The following is a 20,369-nucleotide window of genomic DNA, read 5'->3' as shown; positions in this document are numbered from 1 at the left end:
TTATAATTTAAGTTAAACTGTAAATACTTTCAATGTTTTGCTAATTTCTTCGTTTACAATAGCTGCAAATTCTTCTATTGTAACAGTTACATTTCCTTTTCCTTCTTGGCCGTGACGGCGTATAGAAATGGTCCCGTTTTTCTCTTCTTCCTCACCTACAATCAACATAAACGGTGTTTTTTGCATTTCGGCATCTCTAATTTTCTTTCCAATAGTTTCATTTCTATTGTCAATTAGGGCGCGAATTTCGTGATTTTCTAGCAAATCTAAAACTTTTTTCGCATATATTTCATATTTCTCGCTCAATGACAATATTATAGCCTGTTCTGGCATAAGCCAAAGCGGGAAATTTCCTGCTGTGTGTTCTAGCAATATCGCAATGAAACGCTCCATAGAACCAAAAGGTGCTCTGTGAATCATTACCGGACGGTGTAATTCATTATCAGATCCTTTATAGGTTAAATCAAAACGTTCTGGTAGGTTGTAGTCTACTTGTATAGTTCCTAATTGCCATTGTCTTCCAAGGGCATCTTTAACCATGAAATCTAACTTTGGACCGTAAAAAGCAGCTTCACCATATTCTACTACAGTGTTTAAACCTTTATCTGCAGCAGCATTGATGATTGCATTTTCTGCTTTTTCCCAATTTTCATCGGTACCAATGTATTTGTCTCTATTTTCCTTATCTCTTAACGAAATTTGGGCTGTAAAGTTTTCAAATCCTAATGAACCAAATACATAAAGTACTAAGTCAATTACTTTTTTGAATTCTTCGTCTAATTGCTCTGGTGTACAAAAAATGTGAGCATCATCTTGAGTAAAACCTCTTACGCGAGTTAAACCATGTAATTCTCCACTTTGTTCGTAACGATATACAGTTCCAAATTCAGCATAACGTTTTGGTAAGTCTTTGTATGACCACGGACGAACATTGTATATTTCGCAGTGATGCGGACAGTTCATCGGTTTCAATAAAAACTCTTCGCCTTCAGCTGGTGTGTTAATTGGTTGAAAGCTATCAGCTCCATATTTTGCATAATGACCTGACGTTACATACAATTCTTTTTGACCAATATGCGGAGTCACAACTTGCTCGTAACCTGCTTTTTTCTGGGCTTTTTTCAAAAACTGCTCCAATCGATCTCTCAAAGCCGCGCCTTTAGGTAGCCACAATGGCAATCCAGCACCCACTTTCTGTGAAAAGGCAAATAACTCAAGTTCTTTTCCAAGTTTTCTGTGGTCACGACGTTTTGCTTCTTCTAATAATTCTAGATATTCAGTTAATTCTTTTTGTTTTGGGAACGATGTTCCGTAAACGCGAGTCAATTGTTTGTTTTTCTCGTCTCCACGCCAGTATGCACCAGCAACGCTCATTACTTTCATTGCCTTGATTATTCCTGTGTTAGGAATATGACCACCACGGCACAAATCAGTAAAGGTATCGTGATCACAAAACGTAATTGTACCATCTTCAAGATTAGTAATCAACTCTGTTTTGTAAACGTTGTCTTTGTATAATTCTAAAGCATCTGCCTTAGAAACGGGACGCAATTTAAATTCGTGTTTTCCTCTTGAAATTTCAAGAACACGGTCTTCAATTTTTTTGAAATCAGCATCTGTGATTTTATGATCTTCAAAATCTACATCATAGTAAAATCCATTTGAGATTGCGGGTCCTAACGTTAATTTAATTCCAGGGTACATTTCCTCAAGAACTTGCGCCATTACGTGTGAAGTAGAATGCCAAAATGCTTTTTTACCATCGGCGTCATTCCAAGTAAATAATGTAAGGCTACCATCCGTGGTTAGTGGGGTTGTTGTTTCAATTGTAGTACCATTAAAAGAAGCCGAAATTACATTTCTGGCAAATCCTTCACTGATGCTTTTTGCAACATCCATTGGAGTTGCTCCTGGAGCAAACTCTCTAACTGACCCATCGGGTAAAGTAATCTTAATCATTGTTTGTTATTTTAAGAATGCAAATATAGTCCATTACAAAAATACAAACAATAGTTGTGTATGTATTGTTTTATAAATAATTGTTTAATTGAAGGTCAAGCAAGTAAAATTTGCTTGTATTGTTTCTGTTTTATATTATAGTTGATAAATTCAGATTGTAATTTGATTTTTTTTACAAGTCAATTTTTTTTAATTCATTGTAATTTTTGCTCAGTCTGGATAAGAAAGTACCATAAACTAACTTATAAAAGCACCAAATAAAGCCCATTAAAAATAATCCAAAAACAAGTACCACCATAATATTTGAGGTGTCTAAAACGTCCGCATTTGTGTTTGCGTCTTTCATGCCTTCATTGAAACCTTGCAAGCCAACGTAAGTACCTGTTAGTCCACCAAAAATGATATTCCAAAAAATGTAGTACGTAACTACTTTTCTTGTTTTTAATATCTTTTTAATTAAATCTTTGGCCGAATTTAAAGTTGAAATGGATTTGTAATTTTTGTAGAATAGGATTATAAAACCAAAAATCACAACGTAATTAATGATTTCTAGAGTTTTTATTATGGGGTGTGCAATTACAAAAGCATCATATTCTTTGCTACTGATAAAAATAGATATCCCATTTAAAATCAAAAATTCTAAAATGCTAACAATTAGTATCCACTTCACTAATGAAGATGATTTTTTATGAATCATCACATAAATGTCGTTTGTAGAGACTTGTTCAAAAGTATTTCCTTCTTTTTGCCAGTCTTTTTTGAGTAAATCCAGTTCTTTCATGCTTCTAATGGATTTAATATTTTTTTTAATTTACCTTTTATTCTATTCATTTTTACTCTTGCGTTAACTTCGCTAATTCCCAATGTTTCAGATATTTCTTGGTAGTCTTTGTCTTCAAGATACATGAAGATCAATGCTTTTTCAATATCATTCAATTGATAAACCGCTTTGTACATTAATTTTAATTGTTCTTCCTCTTCATAATCATATTCTACATCATTAAGAAAATGTTGTCTGCCTTCAAACTCCACAGTACTTATAGAACGTTTTGTTTTTCGATATAAAGTGATTGCTGTGTTTAAGGCCACGCGATAAGCCCAAGTAGAAAATTTGCTGTCTCCTCTAAATTTAGGGAAAGCTTTCCATAACTGAATCGTAATTTCTTGGAACAAATCTTTATGCGCATCTTCACCATTAGTATACAACCTACAAATCTTGTGGATTATATTCTGGTTTTCTTGCAAAAGTTGCACAAAAGTCTGTTCTAGTTTTTCACTCATAATTACGTTAGTGGAGAGTTAATGGTTTTTGTTACACAAAATATGTTTTTTGTCGTCAAATTTTATACTAGCAATATTGATAAATAATATTCAAGTTTCTATTATTTGTTTTTCTCTGTACATTTGTCACATGTTACTATCTGTTATTATTCTTAATTACAATGTTCGGTACTTTCTAGAGCTTTGTTTAATCAGTGTTCAAAAAGCAATTGAAGGTATTGATGCCGAGATAATTGTGGTTGATAATAATTCTGTCGATGATAGTTGTGCAATGGTATTGCAACGATTTTCAACGGTAAAGTTAATTCAAAACAAATCGAATGAAGGTTTCCCCAAAGGGAATAATATAGGTGTCGACCAAGCCTCGGGAGAGTATGTTTGTATTCTAAATCCAGACACGGTTGTGGCTGAAGATACTTTTTTAAAAATTCTAGAATTTGCTAAAACGCAAGACAAATTAGGTATTGTAGGTTGCAAGCTAATTGATGGTTCTGGTGGTTTTCTTCCAGAGAGTAAGCGCGGAGTTCCCACTCCTTTTGTGGCTTTTACAAAGATTGCGGGTCTCTATAAACTTTTTCCTAAATCTAAAATCTTAGGCAAGTATTATGCAAATCATTTACAGGAGGAGGAAACTGGTAAAGTGGATGTTTTAGTCGGTGCTTTTATGCTTTTAAAACGAAAGTTGTACCTAGAATTAGGTGGATTTGACGAAGCTTGTTTTATGTATTCTGATGATATTGATTTGTCTTACATGGCGCTAAAAGGGGGGTATAATAATTATTACTTTGGTGTAACTACTGTTATTCATTATAAAGGAGAAAGTACTCATAAAGATGGCTTGTATATGAGGCGATTTTCAGAGGCGATGCACTTTTTTTACAAAAAACACTTCAGCGCTTCGAAATCTAAGTTTAAAATTAACGAACTTTTGTTTGCTTTTTTTATGAAAATAGGGGTTTCTCTATTTACAATATACAAGACTATTCAAGGCAATTCATTATTCCAGAAAACAAAAAAGATAATTTCTCCGAAATATATTTTGTTTTCCAATGATCAAAGTTTACTTCAAAAAATGGAACGCTCGTTACAAAAAAAAGTAAAATTTCATGATTTAAAAACAGAAAAAATGCTACTTTCGTCAATAGTGAAAGAGGAAACTAATGTTGAAATTATTCTTGACAATGAATTTATATCATTTAAGGATTGTATCGCTATTCAGGAATCTGCAAAGAAAGAGGGATTTAACCAACGAATAACTTTTAAAATTAAGCCAAAAGCTACCGATTTTTTAATAGGAAGTAATAATAGTACATCACGTGGTGAGGTAGTTAAAATGACGTAAAAAATTATATTTAATGTAATTTATATTTGAAATATTTAGTAATTTCGCAAACTGAAAATCAATATCACCTTTTAGGTTAATAATATGGCAAGATATGAATTAAAACTTCCAAAAATGGGAGAAAGCGTTGCAGAAGCAACTATTACCAACTGGTTAAAAGAAGTTGGAGACAAGATTGAAGCTGATGAAGCGGTACTAGAGATTGCTACTGATAAAGTAGATAGTGAGGTACCAAGTGAGGTTTCAGGAGTTCTTGTAGAACAACTTTTTGGAAAAGATGATTTAGTACAAGTAGGTCAAACCATTGCAATCATTGAAACAGAAGGTACTGATGGTGGAAGTACTGAAGCAGCAGTTGCTACACCTGTGGCAGCTACTTCAATTGAAAAAGAAGTTGAGGCTGTGAAAAATACCATTGCTGCGCCAGTAGATTTTTCTAATTCAGAAAAATTCTTATCGCCGCTTGTTAAAAATATTGCAAAAGAAGAAGGTGTTTCTCTCGTTGAGCTTGAATCTATTACAGGTACTGGAAAAGAAGGTAGAGTTACTAAAAATGATATCCTTGAGTATGTGAAAAATAGAGGAAACCAGTCAGTAGTTGCTACACCTGCCCCAGTTGTAGAGAAAGTTATTCCTGCTGCGGTGCCTGTAGCTCAAAAAGCGGTGCCAGTTTCTGTAAACGGTGGTGATGAAGTGATAGAAATGGATCGTATGCGAAAGTTAATTTCGGGTTATATGGTAGCTTCAGTTCAAACATCAGCGCATGTACAATCTTTTATAGAGGTGGATGTTACGAATATTGTAAAATGGAGAGAGAAAAATAAAAACGTATTTGAAAAACGCGAGGGTGAAAAGCTTACTTATACTCCTATATTTATGGAGGCTGTAGCCAAAGCTTTAAAAGATTTTCCAGGTATGAATATTTCTGTTGATGGCGATTATATCATCAAGAAGAAAAATATTAATCTAGGAATGGCGGCTGCATTACCAAACGGTAACTTAATTGTTCCTGTTATTAAAAATGCTGACCAGTTGAATTTAGTAGGAATGGCAAAAGCGGTAAACGATTTAGGGAACCGTGCAAAAATGGGTAAATTAAAACCAGATGATACTCAAGGAGGAACCTATACGGTTACTAATGTTGGGACTTTTGGAAGTGTTTTTGGTACGCCAATTATAAACCAGCCACAAGTAGGTATTCTTGCCCTTGGAGCTATTCGTAAAGTACCTGCTGTTATTGAAACCCCTGAAGGAGACTTTATAGGAATTCGTCAAAAAATGTTCTTATCACACAGCTATGATCATAGAGTAGTTGATGGTGCATTAGGAGGTAGTTTCGTAAAACGTGTAGCTGAATATTTAGAGGCTTTTGATGCTGATAGAGCTGTTTAAATTACTTAAATCATATTTAAACCCCTGATTGATATAAAAGTCTATCAGGGGTTTTATTTTTTATTCTGCTTTTATTAGTCTTTGTTTAGCTTTGGAATTAACTCCAAATTTTTATATTTGTCACATTCAAAAACAAAAAATGGAACTAAAACTTAATAAACCAATTTGCTTTTTCGATCTTGAAACTACTGGAATTGATATTGGAAAAGACCGAATTGTAGAAATATCAATATTCAAAGTTTTTCCTAATGGGAACAAGGAAAGCAAAACGTGGTTGGTAAATCCTACTATTCCTATTCCGGCACAAACTACAGCGGTTCACGGAATTACTGATGAAAAAGTAGCTAATGAACCAACTTTTAAAGAGCTGGCAACGCAGGTGTACAACATGATTAAGGACAGTGATTTAGCTGGATTTAACTCAGATCGTTTTGATATTCCTTTATTAGCCGAAGAATTACTTCGTGCAGGAGTAGATTTTGACATGAAAAATAGAGTTTCAGTTGATGTTCAAACTGTTTTTCATAAAATGGAAGAGCGCACACTTAGTGCTGCATTGAAGTTTTATTGTGGTAAAAATCTTGAAAATGCCCATTCAGCTGAAGCAGATACGATGGCTACTTATGAGATTTTAAAAGCGCAATTAGATCGTTATCCAGAATTGGAAAATGACATGAAATCGTTGTCTGAATTTACAACTCGCAAGAAAATTGCCGATTTTGCAGGAATGATAGCATTTGACAAGGATAATGAAGAGATTTTTACCTTTGGAAAACATAAAGGTGTCAAAGTAGAAAAGGTGTTAGAAACAGAACCAGGCTATTTTAGTTGGATTCAAAATGCTGACTTTCCTTTATATACCAAGAAAGTTTTAACGGCGATTAAACTTCGAAAACTGAACAATAAATTAAGCTAATTTTTGAATCTTTCAATCATTAAATTTTTTAATTAAGAAATGAAAATAATCTGTATCGGTAGAAATTATACCAATCATATCGCAGAGTTGCATAATGAAAAGCCATCGGAGCCTGTTGTTTTTTTAAAACCAGATTCGGCTATTTTATTAAAACAACATCCTTTTGTTATTCCTGAATTTTCAAATGATGTGCATCATGAAATCGAGTTGATTGTTAAAATTAGTAAAGTAGGTAAGTATATTGAACCTAAGTTTGCTCATAAATATTATGATGAAATAAGTGTTGGAATTGATTTTACAGCACGTGATTTACAGGAGAAATTAAAGTCAAAAGGATTGCCATGGGAAAAAGCAAAGGCATTTGATGGTTCTGCTGTTTTAGGGGATTTTTTACCTAAAAGTCAATTTTCTTCATTAGAAAATATTACATTTGAACTTCTTAAAAATGGAAAATCAGTTCAAAAAGGAGATTCAAGCTTGATGCTTTGGAAGATTGATGAATTGGTGTCTTACGTTTCGCAGTTTTTTACACTTAAAATTGGCGACGTAATTTTTACAGGAACTCCAGAAGGAGTAGCAGCTGTAAATCAAGATGACGTTTTAGAGGGATTTTTAGAAGGACAACAACTATTTAGAATACAAGTAAAATAATGGCTATACATTACAATCTATCAAAAGTGTACGCACTTTCAGATAATGACCCAGAATTTGTCAATGAAATATTGACTTTGTTTGTTACCGAAGTTCCAGAAGATTTATTGCAAATTAAAGAAGGTATCAAAAAGAAAGATCACAAGCATGCTTATGCATATGCACATAAGATAAAGCCAACTCTGGATTTAATGGGAATGAATGTTGCTTTTGAAGAAATTTTACAAATTGAAGCTTGGACAAAAGCCGAAGGGAAAAAGAAGGATATAAAAGAGACTTTTAAAAGTGTTAAAAACCAAGTCAATGATGCGGTGAAAGAAATCAAAAAAGATTTTGATGTGTAAATATTATTATAAAAAAAGTGACCTTTTCGGGTCACTTTTTTTATAAACAATATCTGTAAAGTTGTATTTTTATTCCGAAACAATATAATGATAAATAGTTATTGGTTCTTAAAATCCAATACGATAATTATATAATTAAAATTTACTAATGAAAGCAACCATAGTTACAATAGGTGATGAAATATTAATTGGTCAAATTACAGATACTAATTCGGGATTTATAGCTAAGGCTCTAGATAGAATTGGAATCGAAACAATAGAAATGTTATCTATAAGTGATGATAAAAACCATATTTTACAAACCTTGTCAAGATTGCAAAACACTGTTGATTTTGTCTTGCTTACGGGAGGGTTAGGGCCTACAAAAGATGATATTACAAAGAAAACGTTTTGTGATTACTTTGAAGATGAATTAATAGTCAATCAAGATGTTGAAAAGCATGTTGTAGCGCTTATTGAACGGGTTATGAATAGGCCAGCTTCACAAGTAAACAAAGATCAAGCTCTAGTTCCATCAAAATGTATTGTGTTGCATAATGAGGTAGGTACGGCACCCGGGATGTGGATTAAAAAAGAAAATACAGTTTATGTTTCACTTCCAGGTGTTCCTTATGAAATGAAATATTTGGTTGAAAATCAGCTAATTCCTAAGATTGTGCAAGAATACAAACGTCCTTACATTATGCACAAAACCATTTTGACATATGGACAAGGCGAAAGTGTAGTTGCAGAGCGTATTGAAGCATGGGAAAATGCATTGCCTGCCTTTATAAAATTAGCCTACTTGCCAGCGCCTGGAAGAGTCCGTTTGAGGTTGACAGCACGCGGTGCAGATAAAGAAATTCTAGAAGCAGCTATTCAAGAAAATGTAAATTCAGTAACTGAGATTATCAAGGACATTATTGTGGGTTTTGATGATGATGAAACGCTGGAAGTTGTTCTGGGATCTTTACTTGCAAAGCATAATAAGACAATTGCAACTGCCGAGAGTTGTACCGGAGGTAAGATTGCACAAGTGCTAACGGCAGCAGCTGGAGCATCTAAATACTTTAAAGGTGGCGTGGTTACTTATGATACGCAAGCCAAAATTGATGTTTTGGGAGTTTCAAAACAAGATATAGAAACCCATTCGGTGGTAAGTAAAGAAGTAGTCTCTGCTATGGCTTCAAGTGTAAGAGTCATTATGAAAACAGATTATGCAATTGCTACAACTGGAAACGCTGGACCGTTAAAAGGAGATTCAGATGTTGAAATTGGAACTGTTTTTGTAGCAATTGCTACGCCAAGTGAAATAATTGTTGAGGAATTTAATTTTGGCCAACCCCGTGAAAAAGTGATAGATAGGGCTGTGATAAAAAGTTTAGAGCTAATGTATAAAGAAATTTTGAAAATTGTGTAAAATTATTGTTGGTTAATAGGTTTATTTTTCTTTTCTTTGCACCCTGATTTTGATTAACGATAAAAGATAAGTATAATGTCAAGAGTTTGTGACCTTACAGGTAAAAGAGCGATGGTAGGAAATAACGTTTCTCACGCTATGAACAAAACTAAGAGAAAATTTTCTGTGAACTTAGTTAAAAAGCGTTTTTATCTTCCAGAAGAAGATAGATGGATTACTCTAAGAGTAGCTGCATCTACGATAAAAACAATTAATAAAAATGGAATTGCTGCTGTTTTGAAAAAAGCACAGTCAGAAGGATTTATTAAATAATCCGTTCCACAATAAATATATAGCAAGATGGCAAAGAAAGGTAATAGAATCCAAGTAATTTTAGAATGTACAGAACACAAAACAACTGGTGTTGCGGGTACTTCAAGATACATCACTACTAAGAACAAAAAAAATACACCAGATAGATTAGAGATTAAGAAATTTAATCCAATCCTGAAGCGTGTAACTGTTCACAAAGAAATTAAGTAATAATTACAAATTTTATAAGGTTAAAATGTTTACGTTTCAAACCTAATTAAAATTTAAATAACATTTGAATCATGGCAAAGAAAACCGTAGCATCGTTACAAACATCTTCTAAGAGATTATCAAAAGCCATCAAAATGGTGAAATCTCCAAAAACAGGTGCATATACATTCGTAGAATCTATTATGACTCCTGAAGCTGTTGATGAGTTCTTGAAAAAGAAATAATTAACAGAGATACTATATAGAAAAGCTACTTTCATTCGGAAGTAGCTTTTTTATTTTCTATATTTACCCCGAAAAAAAACCAAGTGTTTTTTAAGACTTATAGTTCATTTTATACCCTACTTACAATGAGTTTTTTTAAAAAGATATTTTCATCAGAGAAAAAAGAGATACTAGATAAAGGTTTAGAAAAGTCAAAAACAAATTTCTTTTCAAAACTTACTAAGGCTGTTGCAGGAAAGTCTAAAGTAGATGATGAAGTTCTAGATAATCTAGAAGAAATTCTTGTTGCCTCTGATGTAGGAGTAAGTACTACGTTGAAAATCATTACTAGAATTGAAAAGCGAGTTGCGTCAGATAAATATTTAGGTATTTCAGAGTTGAACCAAATACTGAGGGAAGAAATAGCTGGTTTACTTTCTGAAACCAATACGGGCGAATCATCAGAGTTTATAATTCCCGTTGATGTTAAACCTTATGTTATTATGGTGGTTGGTGTAAATGGAGTAGGAAAAACGACAACCATTGGTAAATTAGCATATCAATTCAAAAAGCAAGGTTATAAAGTAGTTTTGGGTGCTGCAGATACGTTTCGTGCCGCTGCTATAGATCAATTGCAAATTTGGGCAGATCGTGTAGGCGTTCCAATTGTGAGACAAGAAATGGGAAGTGATCCTGCTTCGGTGGCTTTTGATACTTTGCAATCAGCGGTAGCTCAAAAAGCAGATATTGTTATTATTGATACAGCAGGACGTTTGCATAATAAAATTAATTTGATGAATGAATTGTCTAAGGTGAAGCGTGTAATGCAAAAAGTGGTTGCCGATGCACCACATGATGTTTTATTAGTTCTTGATGGATCTACTGGACAAAATGCTTTTGAACAAGCAAAACAATTTACTGCTGCAACAGAAGTGAGTTGTTTAGCAGTTACTAAACTTGATGGTACTGCAAAAGGTGGTGTTGTTATCGGAATTTCTGATCAGTTTCAAATTCCAGTAAAATACATTGGAGTAGGTGAAGGTATTGAGGATCTTCAAGTTTTTAACAAATTGGAGTTTGTAGATAGTTTTTTCAAATAAATTGTTACTATGAATTTTTCTTCTATCAAAAACATGCCACCGCTATACTTTTATCTGATTAGTGTGTTGTGCTTTGTTGTAGCTAATCTTATTCGGGGGCAGTTCATCAGTTTGTATTATTTTTTGATTTTATTGGGTTTGGCTTTTTTTGTGGCTGGCTTTTTGATTCGAATAAAGTCTAAGTAATACTTGATTTTTATTTGGTGATCGGGAAACTAAAACCTGAATTCAAAACAAGATATGACGGATATATTGCGAGTTTTCTTGTTTTTTAAGCGAATTGAACTAATATCTTTTTATAAGTCTTTGTTGTATTGACAAAGCTATAGATACGTTTTTTTTATTTTTGGTTGGTATTTTACAACCTAATTACACAATTACAATTATAGTAGAATGGTCTAGCCCTGATGGAAGCGGCATCCTTTTTCTTGATACTACTGACGAAGGAAGGTAGCAAGAAAAAGATACAGCGTACAGCAGGAAATAGCTCCTAAAAAAAATAGATATGAAAAAGGTAGTTGGTTTTTTTGTTCTCATCTTGGTATTTTTGGCATGTAAGCAAAATATTAAAACCGAAGATGTTGCTCTGTTAAATGGATATTGGGAGGTTAAAAAAGTTGTTTTTGACTCTATTGAGGATAAAGAGTATAGGATGAATGAGGTTTACGATTATTTTAAGATTGTAAAACATAAAGGGATTAGAAAAAAAGTGATGCCACAACTTGATGGTACCTTTTTAGTGAATGATGTAGAGGAAAAAGTAGCTGTACGTTATGAGGATAAGCGTGTTTTTATAGACTACACAACGCCTTATATGAAATGGAGTGAGGAAATTATAGTCTTGACTAATGAAGAGTTGGTGCTTTTGAATAAAGACAAAACGGAATACCACTATAAAAGAGCAACGGCAATAAACTTGATGGGCGATGGCAAAGAGATTAAATAATCAGAGTACTATAGGGGATGTTTTGAAACAAATAATCCAAGTGAATAAGTTACAACCTGGTATGGATCAAATTGATGTAAAAGATGCTTGGAAAAATCTTATGGGGAATGGTGTGAACAGTTATACGAACAATGTAGTTTTGAAAGGAAGTACGCTGTATGTAGAGTTGACTTCGTCTGTTCTGCGAGAGGAATTAAGTCACGGAAAGTCTAAAATCATCAAAATGATCAATGAGGAATTAAGACGCGATGTGGTGAAAGATGTGGTTTTGAGATAGTGTAAATTCAAAGTGTTTAGTTTTCAATGAGATTGCAAATAAAAAATCCCGTTTCAATTTGAGACGGGATTTTCTGTTTTTATATGTCACTGTTTACTGTGACTGAAAACTGAATACTAGAATTGCTCTCTTCCAGCAAAATGGAAAGCACCTTCAATAGCTGCATTTTCATCGCTATCAGAACCGTGAACTGCATTTTCTCCAATAGAAGTTGCGTATGCTTTACGGATAGTTCCTTCAGCAGCTTCAGCTGGGTTTGTAGCTCCAATTAAAGTTCTGAAATCTTCAACTGCATTGTCTTTTTCTAAAATTGCAGCAACGATTTGTCCTCTTGACATGAATTCAACTAATTCACCGTAAAAAGGTCTTGCAGCGTGAACAGCATAAAATGCTTGAGCATCAGCAACAGTAAGTTGTGTTAACTTTAAAGAAACGATTTTGAAACCTGCATTAGTAATCATAGCAAGTATGTTTCCGATGTGTCCATTAGCAACAGCATCAGGCTTGATCATTGTAAATGTTCTATTAGTAGCCATTTTTTTGTTTTTTTAAGTTTTTCGAATTGGGTGCAAAAGTAAACATTTTTTATGTGTTTATTTTAATAAATCACCAATTAAAAGGAGGTTGTTTAAGATTAATCAGGTCTTTTTTTTAAATTAAACCTTAAAGATTAATTGATGTTTATAAAATAGTCTTAAAATGAAAGACCAAATAGTTACATAGATCAAAGCTCCGGCTAAGGATGCCGTCATAGGATTATTAAAAATGGGTGCAATCCAAAAATGGTACAGATAATTTTGAAGATTGATTTGTTCAGAAGGGATTTCTGGATTTTGAAATTGAATCATTTCTAATGCTTGTGGAATTATTTCCGAAAAGAAGAATACAATCATTGGATTTACTCCCCAAAAAAGAAATAGTTTTGTCCACTTTTTATAGTTAGCAACATCAATTACATAATAGAAAATAGTTAACGAAAGTGTTGCTATGCCAGATGTGTATAAAACAAAAGAGCTCGTCCAAAGTGATTTATTTAAAGGAAATGTAATGCTCCATAAAAGCCCAAGAATAATAAGAATAATTCCAACAATTCCCATTTTTTTTACAATTTCCAGTTTAGGTATTGGACGATTGAGTAATTGACCTATGAGCAAACCTATTATTCCTGAAGCTATTGCAGGAATTGTACTTAGAATTCCTTCTGGATCCCAAGTTTTAGTAACCGCCCATACATGATTTTTTAAAAAGACGCTGTCAATCCATGATGCCAAATTAGTTTCTTTATCAAGATTTGCTAATCCAATTCCTGGGACTGGAATCAATGTCATTATTGCCCAATATCCTAGTAAAATTGTTGATGCTACTATGATTTGCATTTTAAGCGTTGTTTTTAGAAATAAAAGCGATATTACAAAATATACAATTCCAATGCGCTGTAAAACTCCCGGTAGCCTGACGTCTTGATAAGCTTCAATTCCACTATATGCTAAGCATAAAAATATAACAAAAACACCAATAGCTAAATATGTTTTTACTCTTGCATTAAAACTACCCATTAGTGCATAACCTAAGGTAATTGTTATAATTATTCGTCCTATTAATAATGGAATTCCTTCTAGTCCAAAGATTTGTATTTTTCCAAAAAAATTAAAAAACATTCCTAAACAAAACATTCGTAAGGAGCGAATTAGTATTTTATTAAAGGTTATGTCATCAAAATTTTTTGTAGGCATTGCAAATGAAACCGCTACGCCCATTATAAAAATAAAAAAGGGAAAAACTAAATCTGTAGGAGTACAACCATTCCAATCTGAGTGTAATAAAGGAGGATAAACAGTCGCCCAGCTTCCTGGATTATTGACAATAGTCATCAATAAAATAGTAAATCCTCTAAATACATCCAGCGAAATTAGGCGTTCTTTTATCATTTATTTATGGTTTTTCTTAAGGAAATTTAATTATATCAAAATTAGATTTCAATGGTTTTAGCATTTGAATCAATTGCGGAATTAAATTTTCACCATATTCAAGGTAAAATTCTGAAAAATTATTTTGTCGTTCCTGTAAACTATGATTTGGGAAAAGTTCGTTTTGTAAATCGGTAATGCGCTGTAAAACATCACTCAAAGTTCTTTTTTGAGCTCTTAGTAAACGTTTTTCTAGGTTTTCTAATCCTTTTATTTGTTTGGCCTCCTGAGCTTTTAGAGCTCCCATAAAAGATTGATCGGTTTTTGTTGCACGTTGATGAAGAGAATCAAATTGTTGTTTTAATTGCTCTTTTAAATCTTTTAAATCAATTTGAATATCTGATAATTCTTTAGTTTTATTGTTTCTTAAGTCTTTTTGTTTTGAAAACAAGTCGGACCAACTCAAGTTTAATTGATCTGCTTTTTTAGCTTGTTTTTCGGTTGCTAATAAAACAGAATTCCTTAGCAGAAGCATTGGAAAAGTAATTTTTGCAGCAGCAAAAAAAGATTTGAGTTCTAACCAATAGGCAATTTCTCCGCCTCCGCCAATATAGCAAAGATTTGGTGAAATTACTTCTTGATATAGGGGTCTCATGATCACATTTGGACTGAATTTTTCTGGATTATTTTCTAAAAGGGATAGTATTTCTGTTTCAGAAAACTCTAGTTTAGTGTGGTTTATTTTGTATTTATTGTTTTCAAAGATGATGCGTTCCCGGATGTTATCTTCAATATAAAACAGATTTATTTCTCTCGGATTTACCTGAATGGTGTACTCTTTTAATTTTTCAGCGGTTTCGAGTACTAATTTATGAGAAGTTTGCTGCAGTAATTCTTCTTTGATGTATGGAATAAAGCTGCGCTTTAAGTCAGCATTATCGGCATCAATGATTACCAAGCCATAATTCCCAAATAGCGCATTGGCTAAAAACCGAGTAGCATCGGCGAGATTATCGTGTTTGAGATAAGAATCTTCAAATGATTTTTTGAGGGTATTTGCATTTATACTGGAACCTAATTCGAGTGCATATACTTCAAGAAAATCTGCTAAGCCTTCAGTTGATAATCTACCCACAGGTCCTGAGCTTTCTTTGTTCCAACGGAATTTTTTACCTTTAAAATTGAAATAATTGATTTCTTCAAAATCATGATCCTCGGTTGCCATCCAGTAAATAGGGACAAAATTGTATGTTGGATATTTCGCTTTTAATTCTGTTGTTAAATTAATTGTCGAAATGATTTTATACAAAAAATACAAGGGTCCGCTGAATAAATTCAGTTGATGACCAGTTGTAACAGTGAATGTATTTGAATTATTTAAAGATTCAATATTTTGTTTAGTCAAAACGGAAGTTTCAACTTTTAAATATTGTTTTTGTAAAGTAGAAACTAAAATGGATCTGTTGCTATTGTCGAAATTATTTTGCTTTTCAAGAATTTGCTCTTCAAAGTTTTCAAGATTTGGAAATCTATTGTACAGGGTATCTAAATTGTTTTTTTGATCTAAATAATCGTTCATCAAGGTAGAGAAATATCCGGAATTTTGATAGCTGATACAGTCGGTTGGCATGTTTTGAGTTTCTAAATTTGTCGCTAAAGTAATAAAAAGTAAAGTTAGTTAATTTTGGTTTAAGATATGTTTAGGAAAAGTCTATTTTTAAATGACAAAGAATCTATTTTTAACCTTTATTTTTGCAACAAAACAATCTCTCTTTTGAAAACAAAACTTTTTCTAATCACGCCGCCTTTTACGCAATTGAATACGCCCTATCCGGCAACGGCTTATATTAAAGGGTTTTTGAATACCAAAAACATTGTATTAGAGAATAATATAAATTTTAATATCCAAATTGCATATTAAAGGTCTTCTAAGTTTATTTTGAAGACCTTTTTTTATCGTTTTAAGCTAAAGTGACTTTTAAATTCAGAACCGTTTTTTCGAATAACCGTAAACCAATAGTCACTAGCTGGGTGCATATAACCAAGATATGTTCCATCCCAAGAATCATTATTTCTTAATTCTTTGACCAGTTTACCATAGCGATCAAATATTCTAATGGACGAGTTGGGTTCTAAATAATTAAAATCGATTGTCCATGTATCGTTGAAGTTATCATTATTTGGTGTAAAGAATTTTGGATATGGAAGTTCATCTACCAAATTAATACATTCATCATTTGTGGCATCGAGAATAGTAATCAAAATTGAGATTTTGTTACTTTCGCAATTGTTTATAGTTTGGGAGGCGTAATAGGTTATTCGATTAGTTAGTAAAGTGGATTCAGGTAAACTTATCGAAGACGTGAGACTATCGAACCAATTTATGTTTTGTCCTAAAATTGAAATATCACTAATTTTCGCATTTTTTTGAACGCAAAAGGATTGTATTGCTTCTGCTGTTGGAGGAGCAGTATCTTGAATAGTTGGAGTAACCGCTAGTCGTTCACTTTCACAACCATTAATTGTTTGTGTTGCAAAGTAGGTTTTTCCGTTTTGGAGAGGAGTCGTGTTTGATAAAATGTTGCCGCTTACTTGAGTATCATACCACTTGATGGCTGTTCCAGAAATAGTTAAGTTAGAAAGAAGTGGGTTTTCGTAGATACAAAATTGTTGATTGCTTTTAGCTAATGGTAATTGTGTATCCTGAATTCTAATTAGAATTGGAATTCTACTACTTTCACAACCTATGGTTTGAGAAGCATAGTAAGTAGTATTGTTTACTAATATTTTGTCATTAGGGAGAGCAACTGTCGCTATAATACTATCATACCATTTTATATTTTGTCCTGACATTTGGATAGTACCAAGTGTTGCATTTTCATTTTTACAGAAGGATTGAAAGGCATTTGCAGTTGGGCTAGCTGGAGTATCTACAATTGAAACTGTAATTCCTAATCGCGGGCTTTTGCAATTATTAATGGTTTGAGAAGCGTAATAAGTTGTGCCATCAATAAGATTTGTAGTTGCTGCTATGGAAGAACCATTGCTAGATGCATCGTACCATTTTATATTACTTCCAGTTGCTTGAATTGCTTCAATTGTTGGATTTTGATTACTACAAAAGGTTTGATTTGTATTTGCAATTGGTGTGGATGTATTTTGAATATTTATTAAAACAGCAGTTCTCTCACTTTCGCACCCGTTTAAAGTTTGTGATGCATAGTAAGTAATGCCGTTTTGCAAAGAAGTACTATTATCAAGTATATTTCCATTGATTAAAGCATCATACCATTTTACATTTTGCCCAGTGATGGCAATCGAATTTAAAGTTGCATTTTGTTGGATGCAAAAGGTTTGGGGAGAGTTTGAAACAGGCAAAGGTTGAGCATTAATAATTATCTTTTGCTCTTGAGTAACCGAATTTCCATTTCCATCTTGATAGTTCCAAACAATCGTGTAAGTTCCTGGTAAAATATAAGAAAGCGGACTTGAAGAAGTAGCTGTAATTGTTCCTGCACAAGTATCTGTGGCAGTTGGAATTGTTGTAATTGAGGTATTACAGTCTCCTGAAATAGTAGGTAATGTTGTTAAATCGGGGATGGGTGCATCTGTATCTCCAATAAGAACATCTATACTTTTTGTGTCATCACAACCTCCTGTTCCTGTAATGCTACAAAAATACTTGCCACTATTTATGGCAGTAGCACTAGTAATTGTAGGGTTTTGTAGTGATGAAGTAAACCCATTGGGACCAGTCCAGGAATAATTGGTTCCACCTGAGGCCTTAAGTTCAAGAGTAGCTCCTGTGCATATTGGATTATTACTAGTGACGGTAATATTAGAAACACAGTCTTTGAATTTTATCAAAAAAGTATCAATATCTCCATTTTTATTTTTTTGAAAAGCATCTGCTGAAGCAATGTTAGTGTTACTGTATGTCCATCCAGATATATAAAAAACACCATTTTTTTCGTATGCGATGTCTCCAGAATAATCTGCGCGTTCTCCTCCATAGTAGGTTCCCCAAATTCTTTCACCAGTAGGTTTAAACTTTATTAAGTATAAATTTGAATAACCTTTCAAATTTTCTTGGTAAGACCCGACTGTTGAAATGTTATTTTCACTAGTGCCACTACTGAAAAGATAAATTGAATTATTTTCATCGATGTTTATTGTATTATTTCCCAAATTGCCATCAGATCCTGATCCTCCATAAAATGTACTCCAAATTAACTTTCCATTATTTGTAAATTTTGCAAGATAAATGTCCCATTCACCATTATTGTTTTGTGAGTATGAATTAGTGTTTCCAATACCATCAATACTTCTTGTTTGACCAGAAATTATGAAATTATTGTCATTATCTATTTTTAAATCACTATTAAAATCGTAGTCGAGTCCTCCATAATAAGTACCGAATAGTCTTTCTCCCATAGAATTGAATTTTACAACAAATGAATCATGCCATACCGTAGTAGCATAATTGAATTTTTCATTGTAAGCTCCAATTGTAGCTATTCCATTAAAGCTTGTAGTTGTTCCTGAACAGAAAATATTATTGTTTGAATCAACGTCTATAGAAATAATAGCATCATGTCCGTCATTGCCCCCATAATAAGTCGCCCATATTCTTTGTCCATTTGGAGAAAACTTGGCAAGAAATCCATCCGAACCTTGATTTTGACTAGAAGTTGTGGGAGGTACTGAAGGTTTAAAACTGTTGGCAGTAGCTATATTATTAATACTATGAGTTAAACCTGCAATTAATATATCTTGATTATTATCAATTTTTATACTTGTCGCATCTTCGACAAATTCTCCGCCATAATATGTACCCCATATTCTTTGTCCATTTTGATCAAATTTGATTAACATTACATCATACCATTCGTTATAAGTTGTTTGATGTGATCCTGGTGTAGCAATATTTGTTGTACTTCCTGTGTCTCCCAAAGCATAAAGATTATTATTATTATCAAAATCTATTGCTCTAAATATATCTCTATGATTTCCACCATAATATGTGCCCCAAATTCTTTCGCCATTTTCATTGAATTTTGAGATAAAGGCATCAATATATTCAATAAGACTTGATTGATGACTAGTACTAGTTGCTATGTTAGTTGCGCTTGAGGTATGACCGCCTATGTAGACAAACTGATTATTTGTTTTAACAATACCATTAAAAGTGTTTTCTTCTCCTTCACCACCATAATATGTCCCCCATAGCCTAATGGGTACAGGATCAATTACCACAGTTTTGCCAGATATATTTTCAGCACTTTCAAAGCCATAAACATTCTTCTTTATTTTTTTATAACCAACCGCAATCTCTTTTTTAACTTCCCCATCTTCAGTCCAACTGGCAGGTAGGGTTTCCTCCATTTCGCCAAAACGAACGCTCATTTGGATTTTATTGTCAACTAATTCTGTTTCAGCTCCTCTAAACTTTAATTGTATATCTGATATTTTTCCTTTTGGGTGGATTACAAAATTGTACTCTACGGTTTTTGATGTGTCTTTTGGAACCGTGAAAATCACATCAATGTTAGGGTAAATATTTTTATAGGTAATTTGTTGGTATCTATGCACTTTTAAAACACCATTGGGCTTATTGGGAACGTTATAAAAATTATCGTAATCTTTCGATTTTTCTTCTTTTATGAGTTCTACATTAGGATTTGAATTCAGAAAGTCAATGTCTATCCTATGGTAAATGTGTTCTAAAGAATAGTCAGGAATTACTTCTTTATTTTTTTCGGGTTGAAATGATGGATGAATTTTTGCTTTTTGCTTTTCAGTTAATGGATGTTTTTTGGTTTCATAAATATCGTATGAAAAACCATTAGTTTTAATTTGAACATTCAATCCGGATGAGTTTAGAAGATATTTTACTGCATCATTGGGTTTGCCATTTTGGTCTAGAATTTGACCTTTATTCTCTTTAAAACCAATTGTTTTGTTTTTATTTTGAGCAAAAGAAGATGTGATTGTTAAAATAAGTAGTAGGAGTATTTTGTATTTCATTTTTCAAATTTAGCAGGTATAAATGTAGCTAATTATATATAAAAAAAATAATCTATCTTCGAGATTATGTGTTTTTTTTAATCAAAATTTTGGTAATCAATCT

General features: G+C 32.9%; 19 protein-coding genes. 12 read left to right on the top strand and 7 right to left on the bottom strand.

Going from position 1 to position 20,369, the window contains the following annotated elements:
• Positions 1–12: 12 nt before the first annotated feature.
• From thrS to IQ05_RS10760, 3 genes are all read right to left on the bottom strand, one after another.
• Positions 13–1,959: a threonine--tRNA ligase gene (thrS, locus tag IQ05_RS10770; protein WP_144892829.1), complete on the bottom strand. Its 1,947-nt coding sequence runs from the start codon at positions 1,957–1,959 to the stop codon at positions 13–15.
• 172 nt (positions 1,960–2,131) lie between these two features.
• Positions 2,132–2,740 (bottom strand): hypothetical protein, encoded by a 609-nt coding sequence (locus IQ05_RS10765; RefSeq protein WP_144892827.1) that lies wholly within the window; start codon positions 2,738–2,740, stop codon positions 2,132–2,134.
• Positions 2,737–3,240, bottom strand: a complete 504-nt coding sequence (locus IQ05_RS10760) for an RNA polymerase sigma factor (RefSeq protein ID WP_144892825.1) — start codon at positions 3,238–3,240, stop codon at positions 2,737–2,739. The genes IQ05_RS10765 and IQ05_RS10760 overlap by 4 nt, the downstream gene beginning before the upstream one ends.
• A gap of 130 nt (positions 3,241–3,370) precedes the next feature.
• Here IQ05_RS10760 and IQ05_RS10755 point away from each other — a divergent pair, with 130 nt between their 5' ends.
• From IQ05_RS10755 to IQ05_RS10700, 12 genes are all read left to right on the top strand, one after another.
• Entirely contained in the window at positions 3,371–4,582 is a 1,212-nt protein-coding gene (locus tag IQ05_RS10755; protein ID WP_144892823.1) for a glycosyltransferase family 2 protein, read from the top strand.
• 84 nt (positions 4,583–4,666) lie between these two features.
• The gene (locus IQ05_RS10750; RefSeq protein ID WP_144892821.1) at positions 4,667–5,974 is read left to right on the top strand and encodes a dihydrolipoamide acetyltransferase family protein; all 1,308 of its coding nucleotides are present in this window, start codon (positions 4,667–4,669) and stop codon (positions 5,972–5,974) included.
• Positions 5,975–6,113: 139 nt separating this feature from the next.
• The gene (locus tag IQ05_RS10745; protein WP_086453246.1) at positions 6,114–6,890 is read left to right on the top strand and encodes a 3'-5' exonuclease; all 777 of its coding nucleotides are present in this window, start codon (positions 6,114–6,116) and stop codon (positions 6,888–6,890) included.
• Positions 6,891–6,929: 39 nt separating this feature from the next.
• Entirely contained in the window at positions 6,930–7,541 is a 612-nt protein-coding gene (locus IQ05_RS10740) for a fumarylacetoacetate hydrolase family protein (RefSeq protein ID WP_144892819.1), read from the top strand.
• A complete protein-coding gene (locus tag IQ05_RS10735) occupies positions 7,541–7,885 on the top strand; it encodes an Hpt domain-containing protein (RefSeq protein WP_144892818.1) in 345 nt (114 codons plus the stop codon). The genes IQ05_RS10740 and IQ05_RS10735 overlap by 1 nt, the downstream gene beginning before the upstream one ends.
• A gap of 148 nt (positions 7,886–8,033) precedes the next feature.
• Positions 8,034–9,284 (top strand): CinA family nicotinamide mononucleotide deamidase-related protein, encoded by a 1,251-nt coding sequence (locus IQ05_RS10730; protein WP_144892816.1) that lies wholly within the window; start codon positions 8,034–8,036, stop codon positions 9,282–9,284.
• Between the two features lie 75 nt (positions 9,285–9,359).
• On the top strand, positions 9,360–9,596 hold the full coding sequence (gene rpmB, locus IQ05_RS10725) for a 50S ribosomal protein L28 (RefSeq protein ID WP_024980263.1): 237 nt from the start codon (positions 9,360–9,362) through the stop codon (positions 9,594–9,596).
• 27 nt (positions 9,597–9,623) lie between these two features.
• Positions 9,624–9,806, top strand: coding sequence for a 50S ribosomal protein L33 (gene rpmG, locus IQ05_RS10720; protein WP_007805817.1), 183 nt, complete (start codon positions 9,624–9,626; stop codon positions 9,804–9,806).
• A gap of 71 nt (positions 9,807–9,877) precedes the next feature.
• Positions 9,878–10,030 carry a DUF4295 domain-containing protein gene (locus tag IQ05_RS10715; RefSeq protein WP_082014152.1) on the top strand — a complete coding sequence of 51 codons (153 nt, stop codon included), beginning with the start codon at positions 9,878–9,880 and terminating at the stop codon, positions 10,028–10,030.
• A gap of 125 nt (positions 10,031–10,155) precedes the next feature.
• Entirely contained in the window at positions 10,156–11,109 is a 954-nt protein-coding gene (gene ftsY, locus IQ05_RS10710) for a signal recognition particle-docking protein FtsY (protein WP_144892814.1), read from the top strand.
• Positions 11,110–11,614: 505 nt separating this feature from the next.
• Positions 11,615–12,055 carry a hypothetical protein gene (locus tag IQ05_RS10705; RefSeq protein WP_144892812.1) on the top strand — a complete coding sequence of 147 codons (441 nt, stop codon included), beginning with the start codon at positions 11,615–11,617 and terminating at the stop codon, positions 12,053–12,055.
• On the top strand, positions 12,036–12,332 hold the full coding sequence (locus IQ05_RS10700; RefSeq protein WP_144892810.1) for a DUF721 domain-containing protein: 297 nt from the start codon (positions 12,036–12,038) through the stop codon (positions 12,330–12,332). Before IQ05_RS10705 ends, IQ05_RS10700 begins: the two co-directional genes overlap by 20 nt.
• Before the next feature lie 116 nt (positions 12,333–12,448).
• Here IQ05_RS10700 and IQ05_RS10695 read toward each other — a convergent pair whose 3' ends face one another.
• The 4 genes from IQ05_RS10695 to IQ05_RS10680 all read right to left on the bottom strand — a co-directional run bounded on the left by IQ05_RS10695 (position 12,449) and on the right by IQ05_RS10680 (position 20,266).
• On the bottom strand, positions 12,449–12,868 hold the full coding sequence (locus tag IQ05_RS10695; RefSeq protein WP_144892808.1) for a nucleoside-diphosphate kinase: 420 nt from the start codon (positions 12,866–12,868) through the stop codon (positions 12,449–12,451).
• Positions 12,869–12,988: 120 nt separating this feature from the next.
• Positions 12,989–14,260, bottom strand: a complete 1,272-nt coding sequence (locus tag IQ05_RS10690; RefSeq protein WP_144892806.1) for an acyltransferase family protein — start codon at positions 14,258–14,260, stop codon at positions 12,989–12,991.
• Positions 14,261–14,276: 16 nt separating this feature from the next.
• Entirely contained in the window at positions 14,277–15,869 is a 1,593-nt protein-coding gene (bshC, locus tag IQ05_RS10685) for a bacillithiol biosynthesis cysteine-adding enzyme BshC (protein WP_144892804.1), read from the bottom strand.
• A gap of 323 nt (positions 15,870–16,192) precedes the next feature.
• Positions 16,193–20,266: a DUF7948 domain-containing protein gene (locus IQ05_RS10680; protein ID WP_144892802.1), complete on the bottom strand. Its 4,074-nt coding sequence runs from the start codon at positions 20,264–20,266 to the stop codon at positions 16,193–16,195.
• Positions 20,267–20,369: the final 103 nt, after the last annotated feature.

The sequence above is a fragment of the Flavobacterium tiangeerense genome, assembly GCF_007830355.1.
Classification (GTDB): domain Bacteria; phylum Bacteroidota; class Bacteroidia; order Flavobacteriales; family Flavobacteriaceae; genus Flavobacterium; species Flavobacterium tiangeerense.
The sequence above is the reverse complement of the archived record's forward strand: the minus strand, read 5'-3'. Positions and strand labels throughout refer to the sequence as shown.